Origin of the sequence: Desulfovibrio legallii (assembly GCF_004309735.1) — a bacterium.
Lineage (GTDB): Bacteria > Desulfobacterota > Desulfovibrionia > Desulfovibrionales > Desulfovibrionaceae > Desulfovibrio > Desulfovibrio legallii.
In genome coordinates this window covers 123265-149131 of record NZ_SIXC01000007.1, presented here as the reverse complement: position 1 = coordinate 149131, position 25867 = coordinate 123265, and the positions used below count along the sequence as shown (strand labels likewise).

The window sequence follows — 25867 nt, the reverse complement described above, 5'->3', positions numbered from 1 at the left end:
CCCATTCCGGAAATTCCGGGATGGGCCTTTGCCGTGTCTGATCAGGGCCGTCTTGGGGCGTCCCGATCCTTTATTTGTTCTGCTAGAGCATTTAACACTTGAAATGCTCGCTTACGGCAGGCAAAAGCCTGCCTTCTCGCATTTTGTGGCAAGGATTTTCAAGAAAATCCTTGCAGAGCAGTTAGCTCATTTCATTCGCTAACTGCTCTAGGCTTCGGCTTCTTCCTCGGCGCCTTCAAACTTGATGTAGCCGGGGTTCACGTTGGTCATGGCGTTGACGATGAGCTCCACCAGGCCGCCGTAGGCGAAGTTGTTTTTGGTGTACAGGTCGTTGTGCTCCAGAATTTCGCGGATCTGGCCCTTGCAGTTGGAGCAGGGGGCGCAGATGTACTTTTTTGTTTCCGGTCCCAGGCAGTCTTTGAAGGCTTCGCTGATCTGCCACATCTTTTTGCGGCCGGAGATGTTGCCGCGCCATTGCTCAATGTTGTTGCGGGTCATGATAGCAAAGCCGGAGCCGCCGCCGCAGCAGTAGTTATCGACGCCGTGGCAGGGCATTTCACGGAACTGGGGCGCAATTTTGCGCAGGATTTCGCGCTGCGGCTCCACAATGCCCATGAGGCGCACGATGTTGCAGGGGTCGTGCAGGGTCACGGGAAAGTCATTGCGGGCCGGGTCCAGCTTGAGGCGGCCGCTCATGACGATGTCGCGCAGGGTTACGTAGCAGCTTTCGCGCGGCACCTGGTATTCAAAGGGGATGACGCGGTCGGCAATGACGGTGAGGGCCTTGTGGGCGTGGCCGCATTCGCCGATGACAATCTTTTTCACGCCCAGCTCCTTGGCGGCCATCATGTGCTGCAGGGCGATGCGGGCGGTCTGGGCGTCGTCGTAAAACACGCCGTAATTCACGCCGTCATAGGCCATGGCGTGGCTGGAAAGCGTCCAGGAAAGGCCGGCCTCCTGAAAGATGAGGGAGAAGGCGGCGATGTTTTCGGGCCAGGCCATGATCTCGCCGGCATTGTGCAGCAGCATGATGTCCGCGCCCTTAACGTCGAAGGGCGTGTGGATGCCCACGCCGGTGATCTCTGTGTAGTCTTCGTCAATGAACTCCACGTTGTCTTTGACCACCTCAGGCGTCATGCCCGTGGAGGAACCGCACTTCATCTGGTTCATGGTGCCTTTTTCGTGCAGTTCCTTGGGGTAGATGCCCATCTCCTGGCTGAACAGCTTGCGGATTTCGCGGGCCAGCAGGCCGTTGTCCACGCCGATGGGGCAGGTCTGGGCACAACGGCGGCAGAGGTTGCAGCGGTAGGCCAGCTCGCCCAGGCGCGCCACGGTCTTCCAGTTGAGGTGCATGTCGCCGTAGCGCCACTTGGCCAGGGGCTCCTTCTTCACATACTGCTTGTAAATGCGGCGAAAGATCTCGGAGCGGAAGTTGGGCCGGTACATTTCGTTTTTGCCCGACATCTCATAAAGATGACAGGCCTCAGAGCAGGAGTTGCACTGGGCGCAGTAGTCCATGCTGGTTTCCAGCATGGGCAGGAAGGTCCAGTTGTTTTCCTTGCTGAAAAGTTTGCGCAGGCCGGTGAGAAACTTGTTGACCAGTTCCTCCTCTTCTTCCTTGCTCTTGGGTTTGGGGATGTTCAGCACACAGACGTCGTCGAGAATACAGGCGGTCTCGGCCTTCTGCTCTTCGGTAAAGGGCTTCCAGGGCATGGTGGCCATGTCCACGGGCAGCTCCGGGATGTCTTTGAGGTCAATGCTGACCATCTGCCCTTCGGCGGTGGAAACGTCGGTCAATTGCAGGTTGTCTTTCATGTGGGACTCCCTAGTCTTTCTTTTCAGGGGCTGCGGGGTTGGTGGTAGCCACGTCCACCCAGGATTTGGGCGCGCCGTCGCCGGCAATGTGGCTGGCGGCCCAGGTGACCTTGTACTGCAGGGCTTCGCTGATTTTTTCCTGATTCTTGGCGCTGTAGGTGGTGGGCTCGTCACCCCAGCGGATGTCGTGGTAGGTGAAATATTTCATGAAGACATGGCCCATGTGGGTCATGGGGATCCAGATCAGCAGGAAAAAGCCCACCAGCAGGTGCAGCACAAACAGGCTGTTCTGGGGCAGCACAAAGTTGGCGGTGAGCAGATTGTAGATAAAGCCGCGCGCCAGCTCGAAGTAGGAGGGAGCGGTGGCCCAGGCGGCCAGACCCAGCGCGCCGAAGAGCACAAAAATCAAAAGGTTGAAGTAGTGCTCCGGGGTGCTGTAGCGGCGCAGGCCGGGGTCGCTGCGCCGGCGCTGCACCAGGGCAAGACCGCCCGTGATGATACAGACGGAACCCACCAGCACCATGGCGTTGATGACGTTGCCCACAAAGATCATCAGTCCGCCCTGGGGGGCCAGGCCGCAGATCTGGGCGACGGCGGCGCAGAGCACAATGATGGTGCCGCCCATGAGCATATACATGCCCACATGGAAGGGGTAGGTGCGCACCCAGAGTTTGATGTTGTGCTCAAAGGTGGCGTGCAGAAAAAGCACTTCGGTCAGCAGGGCCTTGACGTCGCCCAGGTGGGCCACGTGGCGGGGCTTTGTCCACCAGTCTTTTTCTTCCATGAAGCTGCCGCCGTAAACGGTTTTAACGCCTTCATGGGGCACGGGGTACAGCTCCCAGCGCACATGCAGGGGGCTGGACGCCAGGTAGGCCCGGATCTTGATATAGGCCATGCAGAAGAAGCCGACTACCGCCAGGTAGCCCAGGACGTAGAACACAATGCTCATGAGTTTTCTCCCGTGGGTCGTGATGCCGCTGATCTGGGTTTACAACGCGGGCTGCACCGGATTGTTGCCGGCGCTGCCACGCGCCTTGGGCGCTGCTTTATCCGTGACTTTAATATGACCGCTTTAGTCGGGAATTGATCACAGTAAGCGGCAAAGTCAAGCGGCGTGCGGAACACTCGTGATAGCCAAATTTGGAAAAAATGCAAAGATGTCAGGATGATTGAATTGTAACTTTTAATCTTGATTAAATCAATTTTATTTAAAAAAATCAGATAGATTTGCTGTGAAAAATTTTTTTTGTGGTCTGGAAAAATTTTTTCTGTGCTGACGTTTCCCGGCGGATAAAGCGCACCACAGGGCATGCCTGTGCGGCGCATTGTGGAGTGCATCAGGATGCCGTATGTAAAATTAGCTAAAATATATAAATAATTATTTACTCAGCTTGTTTAGCAGCGACGCCGCCCCGCAAGGGGCTCAGTCTGCGCACGGCGTTGCGGACCGGATGCGCAGCGGCAAAGCTGCCCGTCACTGTCTGCCTGACGGCGCGGGTTGTGTCGTGTGCAAGGCGCGCAGGGCAGAGGGGGCGCCGTGGCTGCAGCCTTGGGCGGGAAGCGCAGGCAAAAAAGCGCAACAGCGCGGCCCCGGCCTTCTCTAGGCGGGCGCGCGGGTTTACTTTTGCCGCAATGGAGCGTACCCTGTACATTGTGGAATTGCCTACAAGACGCTGTGTCCTGTGCGTTTTTTTGTCCGCAAAGGAGTTTTTATGACCGCTGCAGTGCGTTTTACCAAGATGCAGGGCATTGGCAACGATTATGTCTATATCAACGGCTTTGAGGACCGGGTGGAAAACCCCGGCGAGCTTGCCCGGCGCATCAGCGACCGGCATTTCGGCGTGGGATCAGACGGCCTGGTGCTCATTCTGCCTTCCGGCACGGCGGACGTGCGCATGCGTATGTTTAATGCCGACGGCACGGAAGCGGAAATGTGCGGCAACGCCATCCGCTGTGTGGGCAAGTATGTGCACGACCACGGCATCCTGAGCAAGGACGTCATCCGGGTAGAAACCCGCGCTGGTGAAAAGGTGGTGCGGCTGCTGTCAGAGGGCGGCGAAGTGTGCGGAGCCACCGTGGACATGGGCGAACCTGAGCTCAATCCGGCCCTCATCCCCGTGCTGGACGAGCAGCCCGACGGCAGCCAGCGTTTTGTGGCTCGCCCCGTGGCAGTGGGGGGGGCAACCTACGCGGTCACGGCCGTGTCCATGGGCAATCCGCACGCCGTGGTTTTTCTGGAGGGCATTGACGCCCTCAATCTGCCGGAACTGGGGCCGCAGTTTGAGCACCATCCGCTTTTTCCACAGCGTACCAATACGGAGTTTGTGGAAGTGCTTTCTTCCACGGCTGTGCGTATGCGGGTCTGGGAGCGCGGGGCGGGCGAAACCCTGGCCTGCGGCACCGGGGCCTGTGCCGTGGCGGTGGCTTGTGTGCTCAACGGCCGCACCGGCCGCCAGGTGGAAGTGCGGCTCCGGGGCGGCGTCCTTAAGGTGCACTGGGACGAGAGTTCCAACCACGTCTACATGACGGGGGGGGCCGAAACCGTCTTTTCCGGCACATATCCTCTGTAATTGCACTGTCGTCAGTCGCGCTCTCGCCCGGCCCGCACACGGGGGCGGGCCTTTTACGCGCCGCTCCCGTCACCATGAAGCCATTAAGGATGCAGCCCATGCAAACTACGGTCAACGGTAATTTTCTCAAGCTCCAGAGCAACTATCTTTTCTCTGACATCGCCCGCAAGGTGGCCGCGTTCAAGGACGCCAACCCCGACCGCCGCGTCATCAGCCTGGGCATAGGCGACGTGACCCGTCCGCTGGTCCCCGCCGTCATCGAAGCCCTGCACAAGGCTGTGGACGAAATGGGCGACGCGGCCCTTTTTCGCGGGTACGGTCCGGAACAGGGCTACGCCTTTTTGCGCGAGGTTATTGCGGAATATGACTACAAGGCGCGCGGCGTGAACCTGAGCCCGGACGAAATTTTTGTCAGCGACGGGGCCAAGTCCGACGTGGGCAACTTTCAGGAGCTGTTTGCGGCCGAGAGTGTGGTGGCCGTGACGGACCCGGTCTACCCCGTGTATGTGGATTCCAACGTCATGGCGGGCCGGGCCGGCATAATGGCCGGCAAGCAGTGGAACCGTCTGGTCTATCTGCCCTGCCTCAAGGAAAACGACTTTGTGCCGGACTTTCCCAAAACCCGGCCGGACATCATCTACCTGTGCTACCCCAACAATCCCACGGGTACGGTGCTCTCTCGCCAGGCCCTGCAGGGCTGGGTGGACTACGCCCGGCGCGAGGGCTGCGTGATCCTCTACGATTCGGCCTACGAGGCCTTTATCACCGAGGCGGACGTGCCCCACAGCATTTATGAGCTGGAAGGCGCGCAGGAAGTGGCCGTGGAGTTTCGCAGCTTTTCCAAAACCGCCGGGTTTACGGGCCTGCGTTGCGCTTATACCGTGGTGCCCAAGGCCCTCAAACTGCGCGACGGTCAGGGCGGCGCCGTGGCGCTGAACGGCCTGTGGAACCGCCGCCAGTGCACCAAGTACAACGGCTGCCCTTACATTGTGCAGCGGGCCGCGGCCGCCACCTACAGCCCCGAAGGCCGGGCGCAGATCATGGGCGTCATCGGCGGCTACCAGCGCAACGCCGCCCAGTTGCGCAGCGCCGTGAACGCCCTGGGCCTTGCCGTCTACGGCGGGGTGAATGCCCCGTATATTTGGGTAGAAGTGCCGCAGGGCAGCACCTCCTGGGGCTTTTTCGACCATCTGCTGGAAAGCTCGGCTCTGGTCTGCACACCGGGCGCGGGCTTCGGGCTCACGGGCGAAGGCTATGTGCGGCTCACGGCCTTCGGCTCCGCCGAAGACACGGCGGAGGCCATCCGGCGGATGGAAGCGTTGCGGTAAGAAAAACGACAGCAGTTTTCTCCGGCGGGCAGGGCCGCTGCAAGCCACGGCCTGCAGCGGCCCGCCTGCTAACAGAATGCGCCGCCGCCCGGTTCGGCCGCACCGGGAAAAACCTGCATTTATTTCTTGCCCATCGTTTTTGTTTGTAGCAATATTGCCTTCCCCCCTCTGCCAGAGTGCAGCCTCCGCCAGGGCTGAATGACGGCATCGCAGTGCTGCGGGCCTCCGTCTTTGCGGGACGCCGGACCGCACACTTCGCCAGTACGCGGCTGTTTGCGCAGCCGCATTCGTTGCACACACCCCTCCGGTTGCGGTCGTAGGGCGACTGTCAGCGGCTTTCCGCGCGTTTGGGCGTGGTTCCGCCACTTTTGTCGTCGGCGGACCGCGCGTCCACAATGGGCATACCAGCGCCTCGGCCGCCTTTATGCAAAAGGCTGGACCGCGACGCATCTTCCAGAGGTTACGCTATGTGCAGAATCGGCTCCATCAAAAGCAGAACGCCCGTGCCCCCGGCCCTGGCGCTCAATCTTATGCTGCCGCAGCAGGAAGGGCACGACAATTCGGGCTTTGCTATGGTCATGCAGGACCTGGAGGGCGTGTTTGGGCATTACAAGGACAAGCCCCTGCTTTCCCTGGCCTGTACGGCCAAGGGCGTGCAGCTTGTGGACGACTACATGGAAAAGCACGGCTTTGTGCAGGTGGCCCAGTGGGTGCCGGAGGTGGACAAACGTCCCGGCCTGCGCATCAAGGCCATGCCGCGCTATGTCTTCCGCAATTACGACTACCCCGAAAGTTTCCGGGACGAGAGCCGCGAGGCGCGTGAAGACCTGCTGCTGGACACGCGCCTGGCCCTGCGCGCCCTGCTGGAAAAAGACGGCAACGGCTTTGTCTACTCCTTCTGGCCGGACGTGCTGACCCTCAAGGAAATCGGCGACCCGGCGGACATTGCCACGTACTTCCGTCTCTGGGACGATACGGATCGCCTCACGGCCCGCAACATCGTCACCCAGTGCCGCCAGAACACCAACTATGATATTGTGCGCTATGCGGCTCATCCCTTCTTTTTGCAGGGCTACACCCTCTGCGCCAATGGCGAAAACACCTTTTTCACCAAGAACAAAGAATTCCAGAAGTCCCTGCACCGGGGCTATGTGGGCTTTGAGTCCGACTCGCAGAATTTTCTCTACACCCTGCACTATGTGCTGCACGAGCTGCGCTGGCCCATCAAATACTACAAGCACGTCATCACGCCCCTGCCCTTTGTGGAGGCGGAGCAGCGTGAAGACCGGCAGGTGCTGGGCCTTATCCGTGAATCCCTGGCCCACCTGGAGATCAACGGGCCCAACACCATCATCGGGCTTTTGCCCGACGGGAAAATGATAACCTGCTGCGATTCCAAAAAATTGCGGCCTGTTGTGGTGGGCTGTGACGACAACATGGTGGCCATCACCTCCGAAGTCTGTGGGCTCAACGCCATTATGCCGCAACGCGACATCGCCGGCGATATCTACCCCAACGAGCGGGAAATGGTGGTCATCGACAACGACCTGGCGGTGCAGAGATGGAAACAGTAAGAACCCAGGACGTGAGCGTTAACGATCTGCGCTGGAAGATCGAATACCGCCCGGAATTGTGCACCATGTGCGGTTCTTGTGTGGCGGCCTGTACGTTCAACGCCCTTGAAGTGGACATGATGCGCCGCAGTGTGACCCTTTCGCGCAAGGCTTTTCCCGACCCCAGTCAGGAGCACATGGCCCGGCCCGTCATTCAGCAGCAGCACAGTGTGGCTCAAGCCTGCGTGGGCTGCGGCATGTGCGAAAAAATCTGCCCTAACCGGGCTATCCGCCCGGTGCGCAATCCGGACACCCGCTTCCCCCTGTTGGCCCGGCACCACGGCCCCATCAAGCGCGGCGGACGCACCAATCTGAACCCGCCCCGCACCCTGGACGCCATCGTGGTGGGCCGCATCAGCCAGATGACCGACCCGGCTCTGGATTCAGAGCGCCACACCTTTGACATCCGTTCGCCCCTGGGCCGCGTCATGCTGGCGCAGGAGCTGCCGCTCACTGTGGACGGCGACAACCTGGTGCTCAACGGGCGCACCCCGCCAGTGCACTGGATTTATCCGGCCATTTTCAGCGATATGAGCATCGGCGCGCTTTCCACCCGCGCCTGGGAGGCCCTGGCCCTGGCTGCGGCCTACCTCAACGAAAAATGCGGCATGCCCGTGCGCATGTGCTCCGGCGAGGGCGGCATGCCCATCAAACTGCTGGAGTCTGAACAGCTCAAGTACATGATCCTGCAGATCGCTTCCGGCCACTTTGGCTGGAACCGCATCATCAAGGCCATGCCCCGCATGAAGACTGACCCCGCGGGCGTGCTGATCAAAATAGGGCAGGGGGCCAAGCCCGGCGACGGCGGCCTTTTGCCCGCGGCCAAGGTGGCCCCGCACATCCAGGCCATCCGTGGCGTACCCAAGGCTACCCTGCATTCGCCGCCGAACCACCAGGGCCTCTATTCCATTGAAGAATCGGTGCAGAAAATGCACCTTTCGCTCAACGCCGCTTTCGGCTTCCGCGTGCCCGTGGCCATCAAGTGCGCCGCCTCGGCCACGTCCGTTTCCGTATACAACAACCTGCTGCGCGATCCCTACAAAATCTGCGGCGGGTTCTTTATCGACGGCATCCAGGGCGGCACGGGCGCGGCCAACGAGGTTTCGCTGGAGCACACGGGCCACCCCATCGTTTCCAAACTGCGCGACTGCTACCAGGCGGCCGTGGCGCAGGGGTTGCAAGGCCAGATTCCCCTCTGGGCCGGCGGCGGCATCGGCATGACCGGCAATGCCGCGGCGGACGCCTTCAAGATGATCTGCCTGGGCGCCAACGGCGTCATTATGGGCAAGATCCTCATTCAGCTTCTGGGCTGCGTGGGCAACGAGCACGGCCGCTGCAACGCCTGCAACACGGGCAAATGTCCCACGGGCATCTGCACGCAGGATCCCCGTCTGGTCAAACGGCTGGACGTGGACCGGGGCGCGCAGAACGTGGTGGACTATATGCTGGCCTTTGACGACGAACTGCGCAAGCTGCTGGCCCCCGTGGGCAACAGCTCCCTGCCGGTGGGGCGTTCCGACGCCCTGGTTTCCACGGACAAGGCCGTGGCTGACAAACTGGGCATCCAGTATGCCTGCTGACCCCTTGTCCCGGTTGACAAGAGTAGAAACGCCGAGGAGCGGAACATGCTGCGCGTAAGCACGGTGCACGAACACGAACGCATGTCCACCCAGGACCTGCTGCTGGCCATTGAAGCCGCAGTGGCCGCCGGTGAGACGGACTTTCATATTGAAGCCTCGGGGCAGCACGATATCGGCGGCCCCCTCTGGAATGCGGAAGGCAAAAAGCTGACCTTCACCGTACGCAATCCCGGTCAGCGCGTGGGTTCCATGTGTCTGGAAAACACGGAAGTGCTGGTGGAAGGATCGGCCCCGGCCGATGTGGGCTGGCTCAACGCGGGCGGCCGTATTGTGGTGCGCGGGGATGCGGGCGACACCGCAGCCCACTGCGCCGCGGCCGGCGTGGTCTATATTGGCGGCAGGGCGGGCACCCGCACGGGTTCGCTCATGAAGCACGACCCCATGTACGAGCCCCCGGAGCTTTGGGTGCTCAAAAATGTGGGCAGCTTCTCCTTTGAATTCATGGGCGGCGGCAAGGCCGTGGTCTGCGGTTGTGACTGTGCGGATTTGCCTTCCGTGCTGGGCGAACGCCCCTGTGTGGGCATGGTGGGCGGCGAAGTCTATGTGCACGGCCCTGTGGGCGGCCTGCCCGCCGACGTGCGGGTTGCCGCGCTGGAGGCGGACGATCAGGCCTGGCTGGCTCAGGGGCTCAAGGACTTTCTGGCGGCCGTAGGTCGGCCGGAGCTGCTGGACGGGCTGCGCAACTGGGCGCAATGGCAAAAGATTGTGCCCCTTTCCTTTGACGTGCGCAGCCATCTGGCTGATAAGCCCTCTCTGAGCGACTTCCGCGCCAGAGAATGGATTGCGGAGGGCATCTTCAGCGATGTGGCTCCGGACGACTTTAAGGTCAACGGTTTGGTGGCCCACGGCGATTACCGCCTGCGCGTGCCTATCTGGGAGAACGCCCACTACGCGGCCCCCTGCGAATTCAATTGCCCGGCCTCCATCCCCACGCAGCGGCGGCTCAACCTGCTGCGCGAGGGCAGGGTGGACGAAGCCTACCGTCTGGTGCTGGACTATACGCCCTTTCCCGGCTCGGTCTGCGGCAGCGTCTGCCCCAATCCCTGCATGCAGGACTGCACGCGAGGGCTGCTAGACAGCCCCGTGCAGATCGGCAGGCTGGGGTCCTGCTCGGCCGATATCCGGGTGCCCAAACCCGCCAAACGCACGGGCAAACATGTGGGCGTCATCGGCGGCGGGGTGGGCGGCCTCACAGCAGCCTGGCAGCTGGCCCGCATGGGCCACGACGTGACCGTGTACGAGGCCGACAGCGTCATGGGCGGCAAGCTGGAGCAGGTCATCCCCCGCGCCCGTCTGAACCACGATTTGCTGCGCAAGGAGCTCAAGCGCATTGAGGATATGGGCGTGCGCTTTGTTACCAACTGCAAGGTGGACGCCGCCAAATTCGCTGAGCTGCGCCAGAGCCACGATGCCCTGATTGTGGCCACGGGTGGGCACGAGCCGCGCATTTTCGACTGGCCTGGCAAAGAAAAAATCGTGCCCGGCATCAACTTCCTCAAAGCCGTGAACAAGGGCGAAAAGCCTGCCGTGCCGGACGAGGTCATTGTCATCGGCTGCGGCAATGCGGGTATGGACGCGGCCGCCGGGGCCTACGCCATGGGCGCCAAGCATGTGACCTGTATCGACGTGCAGCAGCCTGCGGCCTTTGCCCATGAAATCAAGCATATTGAAGACCTGGGCGGCAAGCTGATCTGGCCCGTGCAGACCAGGGAAATCACCGATAAAGGCATTATCGTGCAGGATGGTCGGCTCATCCCCGGGCAGATGGTCATCATCACCATCGGCGAAGCGCCGGACCTCTCCTACCTGCCCGATGGCCTGGAGAAGTTCCGCCAGTGGCTCAAGCCCAAGCCCGACCAGAGCATCATGGACGGCGTGTTTGCCGTGGGCGACGTCATCAAGCCCGGCCTGCTGGTGCACGCCATCGGTTCGGGGCGTAACGCGGCCTTTGCCGCCGCCGCATGGCTCAAGGGCGAGACCTATACGCCGGAGAAAAAACCGCTGGTGCCCACCACCAGACTGCACACGGCCTATTTTGCCAAATGTCATGACAGCGATCTGCCCAGCCCGCAGGAGGAATATGCCCGCTGCGTCAGCTGCGGCACTTGCCGCGATTGCAAAATGTGCCTCAAGTCCTGCCCGGAAAAAGCCATTGACCGTAAGGAGACCGAAGACGGCGGGTTTGAGTATGTTTCTGATCCGCAACGCTGCATTGGCTGCGGCATCTGTGCCGGCATCTGCCCTTGCGGCATCTGGACTATGCACCCCAACTGGGATATGTCTTAGAAAAATATGTGTGCAGGCAGGCTGTTGCCTGTCGTAAGCGAACATTTCAAGTGTTACATGCTCTAAAAACAGCGCTGTAAGAGGGCACAACCCTTTTGCGGCGCTGTCTTCAGGCGGATTGCTGCATGCATCCCTGCAGTGTTCCGGCTGCTGCGCAAAGCGATTGCCCGCCGCAAAAGCGCGCTTGCAACCTGCCCCGTGCAATCTGCCGGCGGTGATGCGCCTGAGAGGGCGTTGCACCAGACTTTGGGAATGCTTGTTCTCAAAGGTAATCTGCTCTTGGGCATTGCAACGCGGCAATGCCTTGGCGGCTGGCGTAAGCCGCCGCCCGCCGTGGAGGCGCAAGCGCTATTTATTGGCGCGGTTAAGCGCCGGAACGCGCGTGCCGTAAACGTTGAGAATATACAATATTCTCAAGGGTAATCTGCTTCAAGGAGGAGACATCATGGACGTGTTGGAAGCCATTTTTACTCGGCGCAGCATCCGCAAATTCACGCCGGATCCCGTGAGCGAGGACGATGTCAACACCCTGCTCAAGGCGGCCATGTGTGCGCCCAGCTCGCACAATTCCCGTTCCTGGCACTTTGTGGTGGTGCGCGATCAGGCTCTGCGCCAAGGCATTGCCCAGCGTCACCCCTATGCCAAAATGGCTGCCGAGGCCCCGGTGGTCATCCTGGTCTGCGCCAATCCGGCCGAGGCTAAGGAGGCGGGCTTCTGGCAGCAGGATTGCGCCGCAGCCCTGGAAAATATTCTGCTGGCCGCGCGCGGCAGGAATCTGGGCACGGTCTGGTGCGGCATGCACCCCATTGAGGATCGTGTGCGCCCTATCCGTGAACTTTTGCAGGTGCCGGAGGATATTAATATCCTGGGCCTGGTGGTGGTGGGGCACCCTGCGCAGCCCTTCAAGGAAGCGGACCGCTTCGATCCCGCCAAGGTCCATCACGACCGCTGGTAGGCAGGGTGCGCAGGTGGCGGGGCAGGCGGACGCCTTGGGCCGGAGCAGATGCCCCGGAAACACGATGGCCGGAAGTGCTGGCGGGGCAGGCGGCGCGTGTCGCCCCGCTTGACAAAAACAGCCTTTTTGCGCTCATGGCGTCAGAGGCGGATTTTTGCTGCGTGCGTGCCAACGCAATGGCGCGGATGCCCTGCGGCCTGCGCTCCTTATTGTTCTTGCCGGTCTAAAGGTGTACGCTGCCCTCGTTGGTATGCGTCGGCAAAAGGCCGTTTGACGCTGAAGGCCGAAACGGCTAAGCCACAGTGACGCCCACGCGGGCGTTTGTCGGGGCAGCGCTCCGGCGGCGGCAGTTTTTCGCCGTACTGTTTGTTTTTTCAGCCGACACGCCAGGCAAAGCCGGTTTCGGCGGCCGCAATCATCTGTCTTCGGGGGTAGCATGCATCTGCGCAAACGGGTTCTGGTCACCGGCGGTTCCGGTTTTTTGGGTTCGCATCTCTGCGGGCGACTGCTGGAGGCGGGGCACGAAGTGCTCTGCGTGGACAATTTTTTTTCCAGCGCTCGCGCCAATGTGGAAGAGTTTCTGGACAACCGCCGTTTTGAACTCATCCGCCACGACGTGACCTTTCCCCTCTATGTGGAAGTGGACCAAATCTATAATTTGGCCTGCCCGGCCTCGCCCATCCACTATCAGCATGACCCGGTGCAGACCATCAAAACCTGCGTGCACGGGGCCATCAATATGCTGGGTCTGGCCAAACGCCTGCGTGCACCCATTTATCAGGCTTCCACCAGTGAGGTTTACGGCGACCCGGACGTGCACCCCCAGCCGGAGAGCTATTGGGGCCATGTGAACCCCAACGGCATCCGCTCCTGCTACGATGAAGGTAAACGCTGCGCCGAGGCGCTTTTCTTTGCCTACTGGCGGCAGGGAGGGCTGCCCATCAAGGTGGGGCGCATCTTTAATACCTACGGGCCCAAGATGCACCCCAATGACGGCCGGGTGGTTTCTAATTTTATTATTCAGGCCCTGCAGAACAAACCCATCACCATTTATGGCGATGGCAGCCAGACGCGTTCTTTCTGCTATGTGGACGACCTGATCGAATGCATGCTGCGTTTTATGGCTTCGCCCGCCGATTTTGTGGGGCCCATGAACATGGGCAACCCCGGCGAATTTACGATCCGCCAACTGGCCGAAATGGTGGTGGATATGACCGGCAGCCGCTCCGCCATTGTGTGCGAGCCCCTGCCCGGCGACGACCCCAGACAGCGCCGGCCCGATATCTCGCTGGCGCGGGAAAAACTGGGCTGGGAGCCTCGCGTGACGCTGCAGGACGGCCTGAAGAAAACCATCGTCTACTTTGAAGAGCAGCTGCGCACGGGCCAGGCCTGACGTCCATTTTATGGCGCGGCGCGCCGCGCGTCCTTAAAAAAATGGCCCGAACCGTTGCAGTTCGGGCCATTTTGCGTCAGCGGCGGCCGTGGGGCGCGCCGGAGCGCTCAATCCCTATTTCCCCTGCTCCAGCCAGGAATTTACCTGCTCCGGGTACGCTTTCATAAAGCGGCGGGCATTTTGCAGCGGATCCGTGCCTTTTTCCTGGTTCCAGGCCATAAGCTGCTGCAACTGGTCTGCGCCCGTGTAGCTGAAGTGGGTCAGGAAGGCCCAGGCTGCGGGATGGTCCTTTTTCAGACCCTTACGACCCACTTTATAAATGCCCTCTTCCCTGCCCAGGCTGGCTTTGGGATCGTCCAGGTAGTGGAGCTGCCAGCGACCGAACATCCAGTGCGGCGACCAGGCCGTGACCACGATCCATTCCTTGTTGCGGATGGCGTCCGCCAGGCTGGAGGTCATGATGGTGCCGCTGCCTTCCACCAATTCCATATTTTTGATGTTGTAATCTTTGAGCAGTTTTTCCGTCAGTTGCATGATGCCCGCGCCGGGGTCGATGCCTATGATGCGGTTTTTGAACTTGGCGGCGTTGGCGCTCAGTTCCTCCACTGATTTAAGGGGCACGTAGTCCGGTACAGCCAGGCCCAGGCGCGCGCCGCCCGTGAGCTTGCCCAGCATTTCCACCTGGTTTTTGACTTTGGCGTACATCTCTTTGTGGGTGTCGGGCAGCCAGGCCGTGACCATGGCGTCAGCGTCGCCGCTGGCCAAGCTGGTCCAAAGAATGGGCTGGGTAACGGGCAAAAGTTCTACCTTGTAGCCCAGGCGGTCTTCCAGTACGGCTTTGGCCAGGTTGCTGGAAGCCGTGGCGCAGTCCCATTCCACATAAACTATTTTAAGGGTTTTGTTTTCCTTGGCCTGTACGGGCAAGGCCCAGCAGAACAGGAGCGCCAGCGCGGCGCAGAGAATTGCTTTGTTCATGGTGTCCTCCTTAAGGAACGGTTGACGGGGGGACGTCTCCCCGTTGTGGCCCAGGCGGCGGAGACGTCGGGGCTAGCGGGTGCGGCCTGCGCTTTTGCGGGCCAGGGCGCGGAACAGGCGGTCCAGGGTGATGGCGACAATAACAATGCCGAGGCCGGCCTCAAAGCCGCTGCCCACCTGCAGGCGCTGGATGGCTTTCCATACTTCGCCGCCCAGGCCGCGCGCGCCGATCATGGCCGCGATGACGGCCATGGAAAGGGCCAGCATGATGGTCTGGTTTACGCCGGCCACAATAGTGGGCATGGCCAAGGGCAGCTCCAGCTTGCACAGGCGCTGCAGGCGGGTGGCCCCAAAGGCTTCGGCGCATTCCACCAAATCGTGGGGCACCTGCTGGATGCCCAGGCAGGTCAGCCGGATGGCCGGCGGTACGGAAAAAATGACCGTGGCCACTACGGCGCTGACCTTGCCGATGCCGAAAAAGGGAATGGCCGGGATAAGATAGACAAAGGCGGGCATGGTCTGCATGACGTCCAGCACGGGCATGACCACCCGGCGGACCCAGGGGCTCATGGCCGTGAGGATGCCGCAGGGCACGCCCAGCAGTACGGAGAGCAGGGTGGCCGCCAGCACCAGGGCCAGGGTGCTGATGGTGGGGGCCCAGAGGCCCAGGTTCCAGAGCAGCCCGAAGCCCAGCAACACAAATACCGGCAACCCCGGTCGCCTGGTGGCCCACCAGCCCAAGGCGGCCAGCGCTACAATGAACAGCCAGGGCGGCGGCAGCAGCAGCGCGTGTTCAAAATGATCCAGCAGAGAGAGCATGACGGCGGAGCCGGCGCGGGTAAAGCCGGAAAAAAGAACGACCAGTTCCTCCACCAGGCTGTCAATGGTTTCGGCCAGCGGGATTCTAGGCAGCATCGAGAGTTCCCCCCGTGTCGCGGTGTTCCACCAGCGCGCCCAGCAAAAGTCCCCGCACGATAACGCCCTGCAGACGGCGGTTTTCGTCCACCACGGCCAGGGCATGGGGCAGATCGGCCATGAGGGGCAAGAGTTCGCTGACGGGAGCGTCCGGCCGCACAGTGGCAATGTCCTTGTGGGTGATGGCCTCCAGATCGGAACGGCCTTCACTCACCAGACGCTCGGCCTCGACGGCGTGCAGTATGCCCACAAAGCGGCGATGCCTGTCCAGCACAAAGAGCGAAGCCAGGGAGTGGACGCGCATTTTACGCAACGCGGAACGCGGTCCGTCCAGACCCAGCACGGCGCAGGCTTCCGAGCGCTTCATGACGCTGGCCGCGGTAAGCACCTGCGAGGCGTCCGCCGAGGCCACAAAGCGGGCCACATAGTCGTTGGCCGGAGACTTGAGAATGTCCTCTGCCGTGCCCACCTGCACCACTGCGCCGTCCTGCAGCAACACAATACGGTCGCCCAGCTTGAAGGCCTCGTTAAGGTCGTGGGTGATGAAGACGATGGTCTTGCGGATATCTTCCTGCAGGGCAAGCAGTTCGTCCTGCATTTCTTGACGGATAAGCGGGTCCAGCGCGCTGAAGGCTTCGTCCATAAGCAGTACTTCCGGCTCCAGGGCCAGGGCGCGGGCAAGCCCCACACGCTGCTTCATGCCGCCGGAAAGTTCCGCCGGGTAGGCGTTGTGCCACTGGGCCAGGCCCACACGTTCCAGGGCGGCTGCGCTTTTACGCAGCCGTTCCGCCTCCGGCACGCCCATAACTTCAAGCCCAAAGGCCACATTGTGCAGCACCGTGCGGTGGGGCAGCAAGGCAAAATTCTGAAAGACCATGCCGAAGCAGCGCTGCCGCATGCGCCGCAGGTTGCGGGCGCTCATGGCGGTAATGTCCTGATCGTCCACCAGCACTTTGCCGGCGCTGGGCATGATCAGGCCATTGAGGCAGCGCAGCAGAGTGGATTTGCCGCTGCCGGAAAGTCCCATGACCACCAGCAGCTCTGAGGGAGAAATATCGAGGGTGATGTCGCGCAGGGCCAGGGTGGACTTGGTCTGCCGCAAAATATCCGCGCGGGATGCGCCCTGCAGCGCCAGCTTCAGAGCGTGCTCCGGGTGAGGACCGAAGACTTTTGAAAGATTTTGGATGGAAATTTTTGCCATATACTCTCCTTCGCCGTGGCATAAATGTCGCGGGTGTAGCCCCAGATGGAGCGAGTATATGGAAGCACAGCCAAAAAGGCCGTCAAAACGAACGTACTGGAGCCGTCAGCGTTGACCTCACCAGTACAGCGCCGCCTCCTCGGTATTTACCGAACTTCCATAAAACAGTGTATGCACCATTGCAGTAATCGCCAATACCAATGTTTGCATGCCGCGATATTGTCCACGGATGCCATAATGCACGACAACAGGCGGAACACGCTGTCCCTTGCGTCGTTTGGGGGCATATTGTGTTAGTTAATAAAAAAATTGTGCTGTGCGCAGAAAATATACGTTTAAAAAATTATAAACAATTTTTATTGTTTTAAATTGTTTGTAATTTTTATGTAACAGTATTGTATAATCCTGATGAATTTACCTTATATAAAATACAGTCTGCGCTGAAGACCATTGCAAAGGCCTTTGTTCTCTGGCAGCACCACGCGGATAGCTCACATATCCCTTTCGAAAAACAAGCCTACGGCAAAAAAATCTCTCTGGCAAGCCATAAGTTTTTTCTTTCTGTCATTCATAAAAAGTTTATTTTCTTTAGTTAGATAAGTTTTTTCTTGCTTTTTCTGGTGAGGTTGGCTAACTATCAATAAAAGCTGTTCAACCCGTGCAAATTTCGCGCGGCGCGTCTGTGGGCGCCTGACGGTTTGCGGGTGCCGCTCCCTGTCCGGCGCCCTGTCGGGTTCCCTCCTGACGGAGGACCGCATATGTCTCATACTGTTTCTTTTCAGTGCAATGCTACATTGCAGCGTCTTATGCAGGCGCTTGGCGCACAGACCGATGCCGAACTGGCGCGTGCTTTGGGCATTACGCCCCAGTCCGTCAGCGGCGCGCGAAAGCGCGGTGAAGTGCCCCCGGCCTGGGTGCAGACCTGCGCCGCCTCTACCGGCGTCAATGCCCATTGGCTGTTTTTTGGGCGTGGCCCTATGCGCCTGCCAGAAGCGGCGGAAGGGGAGCTGCCCAGCACGCAGGTGGATTGCGAAAGTGAGCTGATCATCGTGCCTTTGGCTGAAGCGCGGCTTTCGGCCGGAACCGGCAGCCTTGAGGTGAGCGCGCACAGTGAAGGGGGCTATGCCTTTCGCGGCGATTTTCTGCGGCGCAAGGGCAACCCACGGCGTATGGTGCTTATGCGGGTTTCCGGCGACAGCATGGTGCCGGAAATTTTTGATAACGACCTGGTGCTGCTGGACCGTGGTCAGACGGAAATCAGCCCCGGCCGCCTTTACGCAGTGGGCTTTGAAGACGCCATTTACATCAAGCGGATCGACAAGCTGCCGGGCAAAATCGTGCTGCATAGCGTCAACCCTGCCTACCCGCCAGTGAGCCTTGATCTGCGCGGCGACTGTGCGGACCAGTTCCGCGTCATTGGCCGGGTGCTCTGGTCCGGACGTGAATACCGCTAGTAGTGTTGCCTGGACCACAGTTACTAGATTTTTCTTTTGACAAATTTTGTTTTGCAGATTTTATTTTTTTATATAATATAGAGTAATATATCTGTAAAATTGTTTTGATAGCTGCGTGGACAGATACCCGCAGCGCAGAAATAAGGGCAACGCATTGGCGTATTGCAACGCCGGTGCGGACGTGCCAGTATAGACATTGCGAGCGCCTGTTCACAAAGGTACGCTGTATTATTGGAATGCTGTATTCGGGGAACAGGCTGCTTTTTGCAAGGAGTTTTCCCATGTCTTTGTCGCGTGGTCCCTTGGTAGTCAGGACGTTGCCCGTGGTGGCGCTGCTGTTGCTGTATGCGGTGGCCGCGTCGGCCGTGGCGGAAAGATCGCCCGTGCAGGCCGCTTTGGAAGACGCTGCTGCGCAAAGAGTTGGGCCGCCCCAGGCCGACCAGGCTTCTCCGTCCGCTATCGTTGCGGGCGCGGCCCCTGAGGTGGGGAACACGCCCGCCGCACCCGCCGTTGCGGCCCCGCCGCCCGCAGCGGAGGAATCCGGCCCGGAGGCCCAGCGCGGACAGGATTCTCTTTTCAGCCCGGCCTACCAGAGCTGTATGGACGATGCCGCGGGCGTAACCACAGCAATGCAGACCTGCATGGAAACGGAGCAGACCCGATTGGAGCGGTACGTCGCCATTCTGCGCCAACGCCTGATGCAGGCTTTGCCGCAGGAGCGGGCCGCAGCCCTTGGCAAGGCGCTTGAAGCCTGGGAAAGTTTGCGGCAGAACGGCTCCGTAGCCATGTATGCGCCGGAAGGGGGCAGCCTTTCTCCTTTGATGGCCTCGCTTTGGTACCTGGAGCAGACCGCCCGCACGGCCCGTTGGCTGGAAGGACTGACGGAAAATCTTGATCAATGACACCAAAATATTGGCTTCTATGACTCTGGAAGAACTGTGGCGGCGTTTTCCCATAGTTCTGGGGCAGTTCAACGTTGAACTGCCCTGGCGGTTGCGTACGCAGCTGCCCGCCGTGGAGGCGTAAGCGCAATTTATTCCGGCGTTTCTCATGCAAAGGCCTTGCTGCACCTGTGTGGTGGGCGTCTGCGTGCGCAGATACCAGGGCAATTTTAAAGTGAAACCATTTTCATTGTAGGCGCCCAACGGACAAAAACGGGGTGCGCCGGGGGCCCTGCCCTCTGCGCCGCCGGAGCCGTTTATGGCGGCGTTTCTCGCCGGTTTGTGCGGTCAACATGGGGTCAGCACGGGGCGGCCGAGCACTGCGGGCGCAAATCCGGCAGAGGGGTGAAGGCCGTGGCCGTGAGAGATGCGGTAGACGCGGTGCGCAGGCTGCGGCCGTCGTCCATATGCGTCAGACCGTCCGGGGTAAAGGTCAGACGCAGGGGCACAACCACAGTGCGGCGCATGGTGAGTTGGTCCAGTTCCAGGCGCGGGGTCAGGGTATGCGGGCCCTGAGCGTCGGTCCAGCGCAGGCGGGCGGTGGTGGTAAGTCCGCAGACCGTGCCCTGTTCGGTGAGACGCAGAGAGTTGACGTCGCCGCAGATGGCCGTAGCTGTGGGGTCAAAAGCCGTGATGAGCCCGGCCGGTGTAACCACGGGCAGGGGGCGGGCCGGTTCGCAGCTGCGCAGTGCGCCGCTTTCGTAAAAGGCGCAGCCGTTGCGCACGGGCAGGGGCCCCAACACTGTAGGCAGGGTAAGGCGTTCGCCGGGCCAGAAGGTGACGCTTGCGCAACGCCCGGAGGGATAGAAGCGCAGGCCCTGCACCCTGGCCCGCACGGGCCCTGCAGGCAAGTCCAGGGCGCAGATGTGGGCCAGCCGTCCTTCGTCCTGCTCGGTCCAGTAGCCGCTGGTCTTCCCCTTGCGCAGCAAGACGCGCTTAAGCGTGCCGTTGGGGTGCCAGGCCAGCCATTCCACAGGCAGTTCGCCCATGGGCGTGGGCACGGGGCACTGGCTTTGCAGCTCCAGACTGCACCACATGCCGTTGGGGTAGAGGCTGAAGCTCCTGTCGCTGGTGCGGCGCACATCGTCCGTGGTGTAGAGAGGCGGCAGCCAGCCCTGTGGGGTGGCCACGGTGTCCGGGCCCAGGCAGCGGCAGTCGCGCGGCGTGCCGTCGGGCCAGCAGGTGAGGATGTGGACGTGGCGGACCGCGCCGTAGGGGGTCAGAACCGTGGACTGGACGTCAAACGTGGACATGACGTGCCTCCTTTAAAAGTTCTGCGGAATTTCATTGCAGAGGGTGTGGGTGATACGCGCCCGCAGGCTTCCGTCAGGCAGATGGCTGCGCGCGCAGGTGAGCCGGTGTTGGCGCATATGTTCTTCCAGCCAGGGCGGCATGTGCCCACAGATGAGGTCCAGCTCCACAAAGGGCGTGGAAGCCAGAAAGGGCCGCAGGGCCTTTTTGGACGAGATTTCCGGATGCGCGGCCATGACTTCCATGAGGTTGATGCGGTAGACGCCGGGCGTTGCCGTGGCTACCGGCCCTGTGGGCACGGGGGCGTCCTCTTGCGCTTTGGCCTCTATTTCCGCTGCCAGAGGCTCCAGCACAGCGGGGGTAAAGGCGGTGAGTTCGCAGAGGCAGAAGCCAAGGCGGCTCAATTCATTGTAGGCCAGACCGGAAATGCCCGTGGCCACCAGGGCTGCGCCCTGGGGCAGCCGTCCCGCCAGTTGCCGCAGCCGCTCGCGCAGGGCGGCCATGCTGTCGCAGCCTGCCAGAGAGAATGACAGGGGGGGCCCCTGTGTCCAGTCCCGACCTGCGGCAGCGCGGGTCCAGAGCACGATGGCGGCGCAGGTTTTCACCCCGGCCAGGGCCGCATCAGCGGTTTGCATGACGGCAATATGACTACAGCGCATGGCGTTCTCCTTTTGCACAACAAACATACAGTTCCGCCGGGGCAATGGCGTTGTGGTCTGGCGACTGCGAGAACAAACGCCCGCCACACAGGTGTAAGCGCAATATCTTTGCGCGGTTAAGCGCCGGAACGAGTGCGTATTAAACTTTGATAATCCATATTCTCAAAGGTAATCTGCTCCAGAGCATTTAACACTTGAAATGCTCGCTTACAGCAGGCAAAAGCCTGCCTTCTCGCATTTCGTGGCAAGGATTTTCAAGAAAATCCTTGCAGATCAGTTAGCTCATTTCATTCGCTAACTGATCTAATGACTGAAGGGCCGACGCGGCCCGAACCCCCAGGCGTCCAAAGCGTGGGGCGGCAGCAGGGCGGCGGCTTCCTGCTCCAGATTTCGTGCGGCCTGGGGGGCCACGGCGCAGGCCGCGCCTCCAAGCCGGGCCACGGCATGGGTAAAGGCGGCCAGTCCACAGTTGCCGGCCCGTTCTCCTATGCCCCAGAGGGTTGTGTTTACGTAAGCCGCGCCCGCGCTGGCAGCCATGAGGGAATTGGCTACGGCCATGCCCAGATCGTTATGGGCGTGGATTTCCACATCCAGCCCCGCCTCACGCAGTACGCGCACAGCGCGCCAGACCTGGTCCGGCGTATAGGCCCCCACGGTGTCGCTGCAGCGCACGCGCCGCACGCCGGCCTGTCGTGCGGTCAGGGCCGCCTGACGCAACTGGTCCGGTGTGGCGTGGGAGGCGTCCTCAAACCCCACGGTCACTTCTGCGCCCCGACTGGCGGCCAGTGCCACGCAGCGGCGCAGCAGGTCCAGCACCAGCGGCCGGGTGGACTTGAGCTTTTCTTTGATTTGTCGGTCCGAAACGGGGCAGCACAGGTGGATGATGTGCGGGGCGCAGTCCAGAGAGTGGCGGATGTCCGCCTCCCGCAGGCGGTTCCAGGCGGAAACGCGGGCCTGGGCGCAGGCCGCGCGCACGCCACGCACCACATCCCGTTCTGTGGTGCCCATGGCCGGAACGCCGGCTTCTATCTGCCCCACACCCGCCGCGTCCAGAAGGCGGGCCAGACGAATTTTGAGTTGGGGGGCGAAGGCAAAGCCGGGGGCCTGTTCGCCGTCGCGCAGGGTGGTATCCACCAGAATGATTTCAGGCATGGTCCGCCTCCGCTGATGCGCCCGACGGCGTCCGGGGTTTGGCAATGGCGGGGGGAAGATGGGCACGGCACAAAGCTGCAAACTGGGCGTCGTTCAGGCTGCCCTGACGTTGTAGGGCCAGAGCCTGGACGGCCTCCAGCACCGGGCGCGCCGCCGTTTCGGGCAGGGCAAGGCCCAGTTGGCGGGCCTTGAGGCGCACGGCCCCCAGGCCCGAATGGCGGCCCATGACCACGCGGCGGGCAAGGCCCACGGTTTCCGGCTTGAAGGGTTCGTACAAATGCGGGGCCTTGGCGATGCCGTCCACATGGATGCCCGATTCCACAGTAAAGATATCCGCGCCCAGCACGGGCTTGTGGCGTGAAAGGGGCAGACCGGCCCGGCGCAGCAGCTTGGCGGCCTCGGGCAGCAGGTCCAGGCGGGTAAGGCCCGTATCCCGCCCTTGGGCGGCCAGACACAGGGCCACCTCCTCCAGGGCTGGACCGACGGCTGGACCGTGTACGGCGCTGCCGCCAATGGCGCCCGCCACGCGCATGCCGCCGTGGGCGAGCCAGAGCACGGCCAGGGCCGTGGCGCAGCCCGTGGTGTCGTCGGGGCAGAATTCGACGCGTTCTCTGAGCGGCGCGTAGCGCGCCAGAAAGGCCGGGGCGTCGCGCAGAGCGTCGCAGCAGCCCCCCAGCCGGGCGTACATACTGTGTGGCGCCGCTCCGGCCTTACGGGCACGCGGTCCGTGAGGGGCGGCGTGGCGCAGGTCTGCGGGCACCTCCACCACAAAGCCCATGCTGTGGAGCAAATCCAGCCATTCTCCGGCCCAGAGGGCAAAGGCGTCTCCTGTGCGGTTGTTGCCGTGGATAGCCAGGCCGGGCGGGGGAGAGGCCCGGAACAGGGTAAGCGTACTATCGACCAGATACGGCATGGCGGCCTCCAGCAGTGCCGGTCAGCGCCGGGAAAAGGCCCGGCCGGAAGGCGTGCTGCCCTCCGGGCCGGGGGGGGACAAGGTCGGCCTCAGCCGCAGAGCGCCTTGGCAGCCTCGTTCACGGCCTTGTCCACAGTTTCGTACAGGGTAAACACGCGGATGCCTTTTTGTTGCAGCTTTTCCAGGGGGCTCTGGCCGATGCGCAGGGCCAGCACGCCTTTGCAGTCCTCCACGGCGGCCAGAATGCCGTCCATGCGTCCGGTTTTGCCGGATCCGCAGTCGTCCATGCCGTGGCAGTAGCGGGATACGCTGCGGGTTTCCAGGTAACGGGCGGCGGCGCCGTCGCTTTCATAGATGTAGAACTGGTCGGTCTGGCCAAAGTGCTGGTCCACCGTAGCGCCCGTTTTGGAGGCCACGGCAATGCGGATGCCTCGCGCCACCGGGGTGGCCGGAGCTTCCTGTGTCGGCTGCGTCGCTGCCGGCGGGCGGTAGTCTATGGAGCGGTCGTCGCCCAGAAGGCCCACGGCGTCGGCGCGGCACTGTTTGCAGTGGTACATCTGGCGTAGGGTTGGTTCGCAGCTTTTGCGCAGGTTCATGAGTTCCTTATTGCTGACCAGGGGCAGATTTTCAAACACGCTGCCCTTGACCGGGATGAGCTGCATGATGTTGGTCAGCTCTGCGCCCAGGTCGCGCACGGTTTCCACCACTCGTGGGATATGGGCGTCGTTGATGCCTTTAAGCATGACAGTGTTGACTTTGCAGACAATGCCCGCGCGGGTCAGGGCACGCAGCCCGGCCATCTGGTTGGCCAGCAGCAGGGCGGCGGCGGTTTCGCCTGTGTAGCGCCCGCCCCAGTATTCCGCATAGCGGTAGATCTGCGCGCCAATGGCCGGGTCCACGGCATTGATGGTAACCGTGGCGTGGCTCACGCCCACGCGGCGCATGTCTTCCACAAATTCGGGCAGAGCCAGGCCGTTGGTGGACATGCAGAAGGTGATCTCCGGGTCTTCCCTGCGGATCAGTTCCAGGGTGCGGAAGGTGGCTTCGGGGTTGGCCAGGGAGTCACCGGGCCCGGCAATACCCACCACGGTAAGGTTGGGCATGTCGCGTTTGACCTGGAGAAAGCGCTCCAGGGCCTGCTCCGGAGTGAGTACAGCGGTAGTGACGCCGGGGCGGCTTTCGTTGGGACAGTCGTACTTGCGCAGGCAGTAGTTGCAGCTCAGGTTGCAGCGCGGGGCTATGGGCAAATGCAGCCGGGCCGCGCTGGAACAGGCCCCGCAGGTAAAACAGGGGTGTGTTTTGGTGCGTGCGGCGTTGGATGCGGCGCTGGATGCGGCGCCGTCCTGGAGGTCTGCAGCCGGTGCGGCTGTCGCGGGCCGGTCGGCATGACTGACGGGAGCAATGCGGCGGGCGTCCAGGCCGGCGGGCGTATCTTTGTAGTATTTGTTGTAGAGTTCCTGCCGGAAGGCGCTTTCGGTCTGGCGCAGCATGGCGTTGGCCGTGGCTTCCATGAGGCTCAGAGAACCGTCGTAGAGCAGTAGGCGGGTGCGCTGGCCGCCCACCTGGTCGTGGATGGGGAAGCCGTAGCGCAGCAAGGGGATATGGCGGCGCTCCTCAATGCGGCGTCCGTCGGAGTTGCCCAGCATGAGGTTGGCCTTGCGCGCCAGCAGGGCGTTTTCAATAGCCGTAAAGTCCGCGAAGTCCAGGATGTCGAAGCCTGCGATGAACTGGGTTTCGGCCGCGGCGGTCATGGCCGGGCGCAGGGCCGCATCCAGGCCGGGGCAGCGGCTGCCCGTGGCGGCGACCACGGGCACGGCCCCGTGCTCACAGCAGGCCCGCGTCATGCCCAGCACGGCGTCCGGCTCGCCGAAGAGGGCGGCGCGGCACTGGGCATTGTATTTGTGCGCATCGATCATGGCGTCCAGATAGCGGGCGCGTTCCTCGGCCAGAGAAGCGGGCAGGGTTGCGCCCAGGGCTTCCAGGGTGGCCGCAAAGGCGTCCGTATCTTCCAGGCCTATGGGCAGATTGAGGCGCAGGAGGGGCACGCCGTAGGTTTCGCGCAAATACGCGCCGGGGGAATATTCCTCCGGGCAGAGGGGGGCCAGCTCCAGGGTTATGCGCGCCCCGGCCATGAGGCTGATGCGGGGAAAGGGCGTGCCGTGCTGGGGCAGGCGGTTGTAGGTTTCTTCGTGGCCGCCGTCCAGATTCTGGGAGAGGTCGGGCAAGAGGATGTAGTCCAGGCCGCCGGCATCCAGCAGGGCCTTGAGGGCGCGGGTGTCCGCGGCGGAAAGGTGCCCGGTGATAATGTTGACGCAGCTGTTGGGCGCGGGGTTCATGGGCGCGTGGCGCACAATGGCGTGCAGCGCACGGAAAAAGCCTTCGTACTGCGATCCGCCGTAGCCCGGTGAGGCCACGGGGATGATGTGGGCCGTGACTTCCGGGTGGCTTTCCTTGAATTCCCTGATGATGGCGGGCACGTCTTCGCCGATGGTTTCGGCCAGGCAGGTGGTGGCCACGCCGATGACTTCGGGGTTGTAGAGTTTGATGAGGTTGCCCAGACCGGCGAGCAGGTTTTTGGCGCCGCCGAAGACCGTGCCTTCTTCTGTGAGGGAGGAGGAGGCGATGTCCACGGGTTCGTTATAGTGCGTGGCCATGTGGCGTCTGATGTAGGTGCTGCAGCCCTGCGAACCGTGCAGAATGGTCATGCCTTTGCGGATGCCGTAAAAGGCGCTGGCCGCGCCCAGGGGCATGCACATCTTGCAGGGATTGGTATTGAGGTTGACGAGATTGGCGCTCATGTGTCTTC

20 protein-coding genes are annotated in these 25867 nt (G+C 61.8%); 10 read left to right on the top strand and 10 right to left on the bottom strand.

Going from position 1 to position 25867, the window contains the following annotated elements:
* Positions 1-207 precede the first annotated feature (207 nt).
* Together EB812_RS07365 and EB812_RS07360 are read right to left on the bottom strand one after the other, a co-directional pair.
* Positions 208-1815 carry a (Fe-S)-binding protein gene (locus EB812_RS07365; protein ID WP_118228743.1) on the bottom strand — a complete coding sequence of 536 codons (1608 nt, stop codon included), beginning with the start codon at positions 1813-1815 and terminating at the stop codon, positions 208-210.
* Between the two features lie 10 nt (positions 1816-1825).
* Complete coding sequence (locus EB812_RS07360; RefSeq protein WP_118228744.1) at positions 1826-2764, bottom strand: respiratory nitrate reductase subunit gamma; 939 nt, start codon at positions 2762-2764, stop codon at positions 1826-1828.
* 763 nt (positions 2765-3527) lie between these two features.
* Here EB812_RS07360 and dapF point away from each other — a divergent pair.
* From dapF to EB812_RS07325, 7 genes are all read left to right on the top strand, one after another.
* Positions 3528-4385, top strand: a complete 858-nt coding sequence (dapF, locus tag EB812_RS07355; RefSeq protein ID WP_118228745.1) for a diaminopimelate epimerase — start codon at positions 3528-3530, stop codon at positions 4383-4385.
* A gap of 98 nt (positions 4386-4483) precedes the next feature.
* Complete coding sequence (locus EB812_RS07350) at positions 4484-5713, top strand: LL-diaminopimelate aminotransferase (protein WP_130957991.1); 1230 nt, start codon at positions 4484-4486, stop codon at positions 5711-5713.
* A gap of 467 nt (positions 5714-6180) precedes the next feature.
* A complete protein-coding gene (locus EB812_RS07345; protein ID WP_118228747.1) occupies positions 6181-7287 on the top strand; it encodes a class II glutamine amidotransferase domain-containing protein in 1107 nt (368 codons plus the stop codon).
* Positions 7275-8906 carry a glutamate synthase-related protein gene (locus EB812_RS07340; RefSeq protein WP_118228748.1) on the top strand — a complete coding sequence of 544 codons (1632 nt, stop codon included), beginning with the start codon at positions 7275-7277 and terminating at the stop codon, positions 8904-8906. Before EB812_RS07345 ends, EB812_RS07340 begins: the two co-directional genes overlap by 13 nt.
* A gap of 45 nt (positions 8907-8951) precedes the next feature.
* The gene (locus EB812_RS07335; protein ID WP_130957990.1) at positions 8952-11252 is read left to right on the top strand and encodes an FAD-dependent oxidoreductase; all 2301 of its coding nucleotides are present in this window, start codon (positions 8952-8954) and stop codon (positions 11250-11252) included.
* A 445-nt stretch (positions 11253-11697) separates the two neighbouring features.
* Positions 11698-12207: a nitroreductase family protein gene (locus EB812_RS07330; protein WP_118228750.1), complete on the top strand. Its 510-nt coding sequence runs from the start codon at positions 11698-11700 to the stop codon at positions 12205-12207.
* A 436-nt stretch (positions 12208-12643) separates the two neighbouring features.
* A complete protein-coding gene (locus EB812_RS07325; protein WP_118228751.1) occupies positions 12644-13600 on the top strand; it encodes a UDP-glucuronic acid decarboxylase family protein in 957 nt (318 codons plus the stop codon).
* A 114-nt stretch (positions 13601-13714) separates the two neighbouring features.
* Here the strand turns inward: EB812_RS07325 and EB812_RS07320 are convergent, their stop codons facing one another.
* The 3 genes from EB812_RS07320 to EB812_RS07310 all read right to left on the bottom strand — a co-directional run bounded on the left by EB812_RS07320 (position 13715) and on the right by EB812_RS07310 (position 16691).
* Positions 13715-14575 (bottom strand): glycine betaine ABC transporter substrate-binding protein, encoded by an 861-nt coding sequence (locus tag EB812_RS07320; protein WP_118228752.1) that lies wholly within the window; start codon positions 14573-14575, stop codon positions 13715-13717.
* A gap of 72 nt (positions 14576-14647) precedes the next feature.
* Complete coding sequence (locus tag EB812_RS07315; RefSeq protein ID WP_118228753.1) at positions 14648-15490, bottom strand: ABC transporter permease; 843 nt, start codon at positions 15488-15490, stop codon at positions 14648-14650.
* Complete coding sequence (locus tag EB812_RS07310) at positions 15480-16691, bottom strand: quaternary amine ABC transporter ATP-binding protein (protein ID WP_118228754.1); 1212 nt, start codon at positions 16689-16691, stop codon at positions 15480-15482. The genes EB812_RS07315 and EB812_RS07310 overlap by 11 nt, the downstream gene beginning before the upstream one ends.
* Positions 16692-17449: 758 nt before the next feature.
* Here EB812_RS07310 and EB812_RS07305 point away from each other — a divergent pair.
* From EB812_RS07305 to EB812_RS11915, 3 genes are all read left to right on the top strand, one after another.
* Positions 17450-18145, top strand: a complete 696-nt coding sequence (locus EB812_RS07305) for a LexA family transcriptional regulator (protein ID WP_118228756.1) — start codon at positions 17450-17452, stop codon at positions 18143-18145.
* 281 nt (positions 18146-18426) lie between these two features.
* Positions 18427-19047: a lysozyme inhibitor LprI family protein gene (locus EB812_RS07300; protein ID WP_130957989.1), complete on the top strand. Its 621-nt coding sequence runs from the start codon at positions 18427-18429 to the stop codon at positions 19045-19047.
* Complete coding sequence (locus EB812_RS11915; RefSeq protein ID WP_278184285.1) at positions 19037-19171, top strand: hypothetical protein; 135 nt, start codon at positions 19037-19039, stop codon at positions 19169-19171. The genes EB812_RS07300 and EB812_RS11915 overlap by 11 nt, the downstream gene beginning before the upstream one ends.
* 214 nt (positions 19172-19385) lie before the next feature.
* Here EB812_RS11915 and EB812_RS07295 read toward each other — a convergent pair whose 3' ends face one another.
* The 5 genes from EB812_RS07295 to nifB form a co-directional block, all read right to left on the bottom strand.
* On the bottom strand, positions 19386-20339 hold the full coding sequence (locus EB812_RS07295) for a hypothetical protein (protein WP_130957988.1): 954 nt from the start codon (positions 20337-20339) through the stop codon (positions 19386-19388).
* 12 nt (positions 20340-20351) lie between these two features.
* The gene (locus EB812_RS07290; RefSeq protein WP_165450914.1) at positions 20352-20996 is read right to left on the bottom strand and encodes a Fe-only nitrogenase accessory AnfO family protein; all 645 of its coding nucleotides are present in this window, start codon (positions 20994-20996) and stop codon (positions 20352-20354) included.
* A 303-nt stretch (positions 20997-21299) separates the two neighbouring features.
* Positions 21300-22148, bottom strand: a complete 849-nt coding sequence (locus EB812_RS07285; protein WP_130957986.1) for a beta/alpha barrel domain-containing protein — start codon at positions 22146-22148, stop codon at positions 21300-21302.
* Complete coding sequence (locus tag EB812_RS07280; RefSeq protein ID WP_130957985.1) at positions 22141-23061, bottom strand: homocitrate synthase/isopropylmalate synthase family protein; 921 nt, start codon at positions 23059-23061, stop codon at positions 22141-22143. The genes EB812_RS07285 and EB812_RS07280 overlap by 8 nt, the downstream gene beginning before the upstream one ends.
* A gap of 89 nt (positions 23062-23150) precedes the next feature.
* Positions 23151-25859: a nitrogenase cofactor biosynthesis protein NifB gene (gene nifB, locus EB812_RS07275; protein WP_130957984.1), complete on the bottom strand. Its 2709-nt coding sequence runs from the start codon at positions 25857-25859 to the stop codon at positions 23151-23153.
* Positions 25860-25867 lie beyond the last annotated feature (8 nt).

Excerpts from the sequence above, each read along its gene's own strand:
- nifB (WP_130957984.1), bottom strand. The coding sequence starts at position 25,859 with ATGAGCGCCAATCTCGTCAACCTCAATACCAATCCCTGCAAGATGTGC.
- EB812_RS07365 (WP_118228743.1), bottom strand. The coding sequence starts at position 1,815 with ATGAAAGACAACCTGCAATTGACCGACGTTTCCACCGCCGAAGGGCAG.
- EB812_RS07350 (WP_130957991.1), top strand. The coding sequence starts at position 4,484 with ATGCAAACTACGGTCAACGGTAATTTTCTCAAGCTCCAGAGCAACTAT.
- EB812_RS07295 (WP_130957988.1), bottom strand. The coding sequence starts at position 20,339 with ATGTCCACGTTTGACGTCCAGTCCACGGTTCTGACCCCCTACGGCGCG.
- EB812_RS07340 (WP_118228748.1), top strand. The coding sequence starts at position 7,275 with ATGGAAACAGTAAGAACCCAGGACGTGAGCGTTAACGATCTGCGCTGG.
- EB812_RS07325 (WP_118228751.1), top strand. The coding sequence starts at position 12,644 with ATGCATCTGCGCAAACGGGTTCTGGTCACCGGCGGTTCCGGTTTTTTG.
- EB812_RS07310 (WP_118228754.1), bottom strand. The coding sequence starts at position 16,691 with ATGGCAAAAATTTCCATCCAAAATCTTTCAAAAGTCTTCGGTCCTCAC.
- EB812_RS07360 (WP_118228744.1), bottom strand. The coding sequence starts at position 2,764 with ATGAGCATTGTGTTCTACGTCCTGGGCTACCTGGCGGTAGTCGGCTTC.
- EB812_RS07285 (WP_130957986.1), bottom strand. The coding sequence starts at position 22,148 with ATGCCTGAAATCATTCTGGTGGATACCACCCTGCGCGACGGCGAACAG.
- EB812_RS07335 (WP_130957990.1), top strand. The coding sequence starts at position 8,952 with ATGCTGCGCGTAAGCACGGTGCACGAACACGAACGCATGTCCACCCAG.
- EB812_RS07345 (WP_118228747.1), top strand. The coding sequence starts at position 6,181 with ATGTGCAGAATCGGCTCCATCAAAAGCAGAACGCCCGTGCCCCCGGCC.
- EB812_RS07320 (WP_118228752.1), bottom strand. The coding sequence starts at position 14,575 with ATGAACAAAGCAATTCTCTGCGCCGCGCTGGCGCTCCTGTTCTGCTGG.
- EB812_RS07280 (WP_130957985.1), bottom strand. The coding sequence starts at position 23,061 with ATGCCGTATCTGGTCGATAGTACGCTTACCCTGTTCCGGGCCTCTCCC.
- EB812_RS07290 (WP_165450914.1), bottom strand. The coding sequence starts at position 20,996 with ATGCGCTGTAGTCATATTGCCGTCATGCAAACCGCTGATGCGGCCCTG.
- EB812_RS07305 (WP_118228756.1), top strand. The coding sequence starts at position 17,450 with ATGTCTCATACTGTTTCTTTTCAGTGCAATGCTACATTGCAGCGTCTT.
- dapF (WP_118228745.1), top strand. The coding sequence starts at position 3,528 with ATGACCGCTGCAGTGCGTTTTACCAAGATGCAGGGCATTGGCAACGAT.
- EB812_RS07315 (WP_118228753.1), bottom strand. The coding sequence starts at position 15,490 with ATGCTGCCTAGAATCCCGCTGGCCGAAACCATTGACAGCCTGGTGGAG.
- EB812_RS07330 (WP_118228750.1), top strand. The coding sequence starts at position 11,698 with ATGGACGTGTTGGAAGCCATTTTTACTCGGCGCAGCATCCGCAAATTC.
- EB812_RS07300 (WP_130957989.1), top strand. The coding sequence starts at position 18,427 with ATGTCTTTGTCGCGTGGTCCCTTGGTAGTCAGGACGTTGCCCGTGGTG.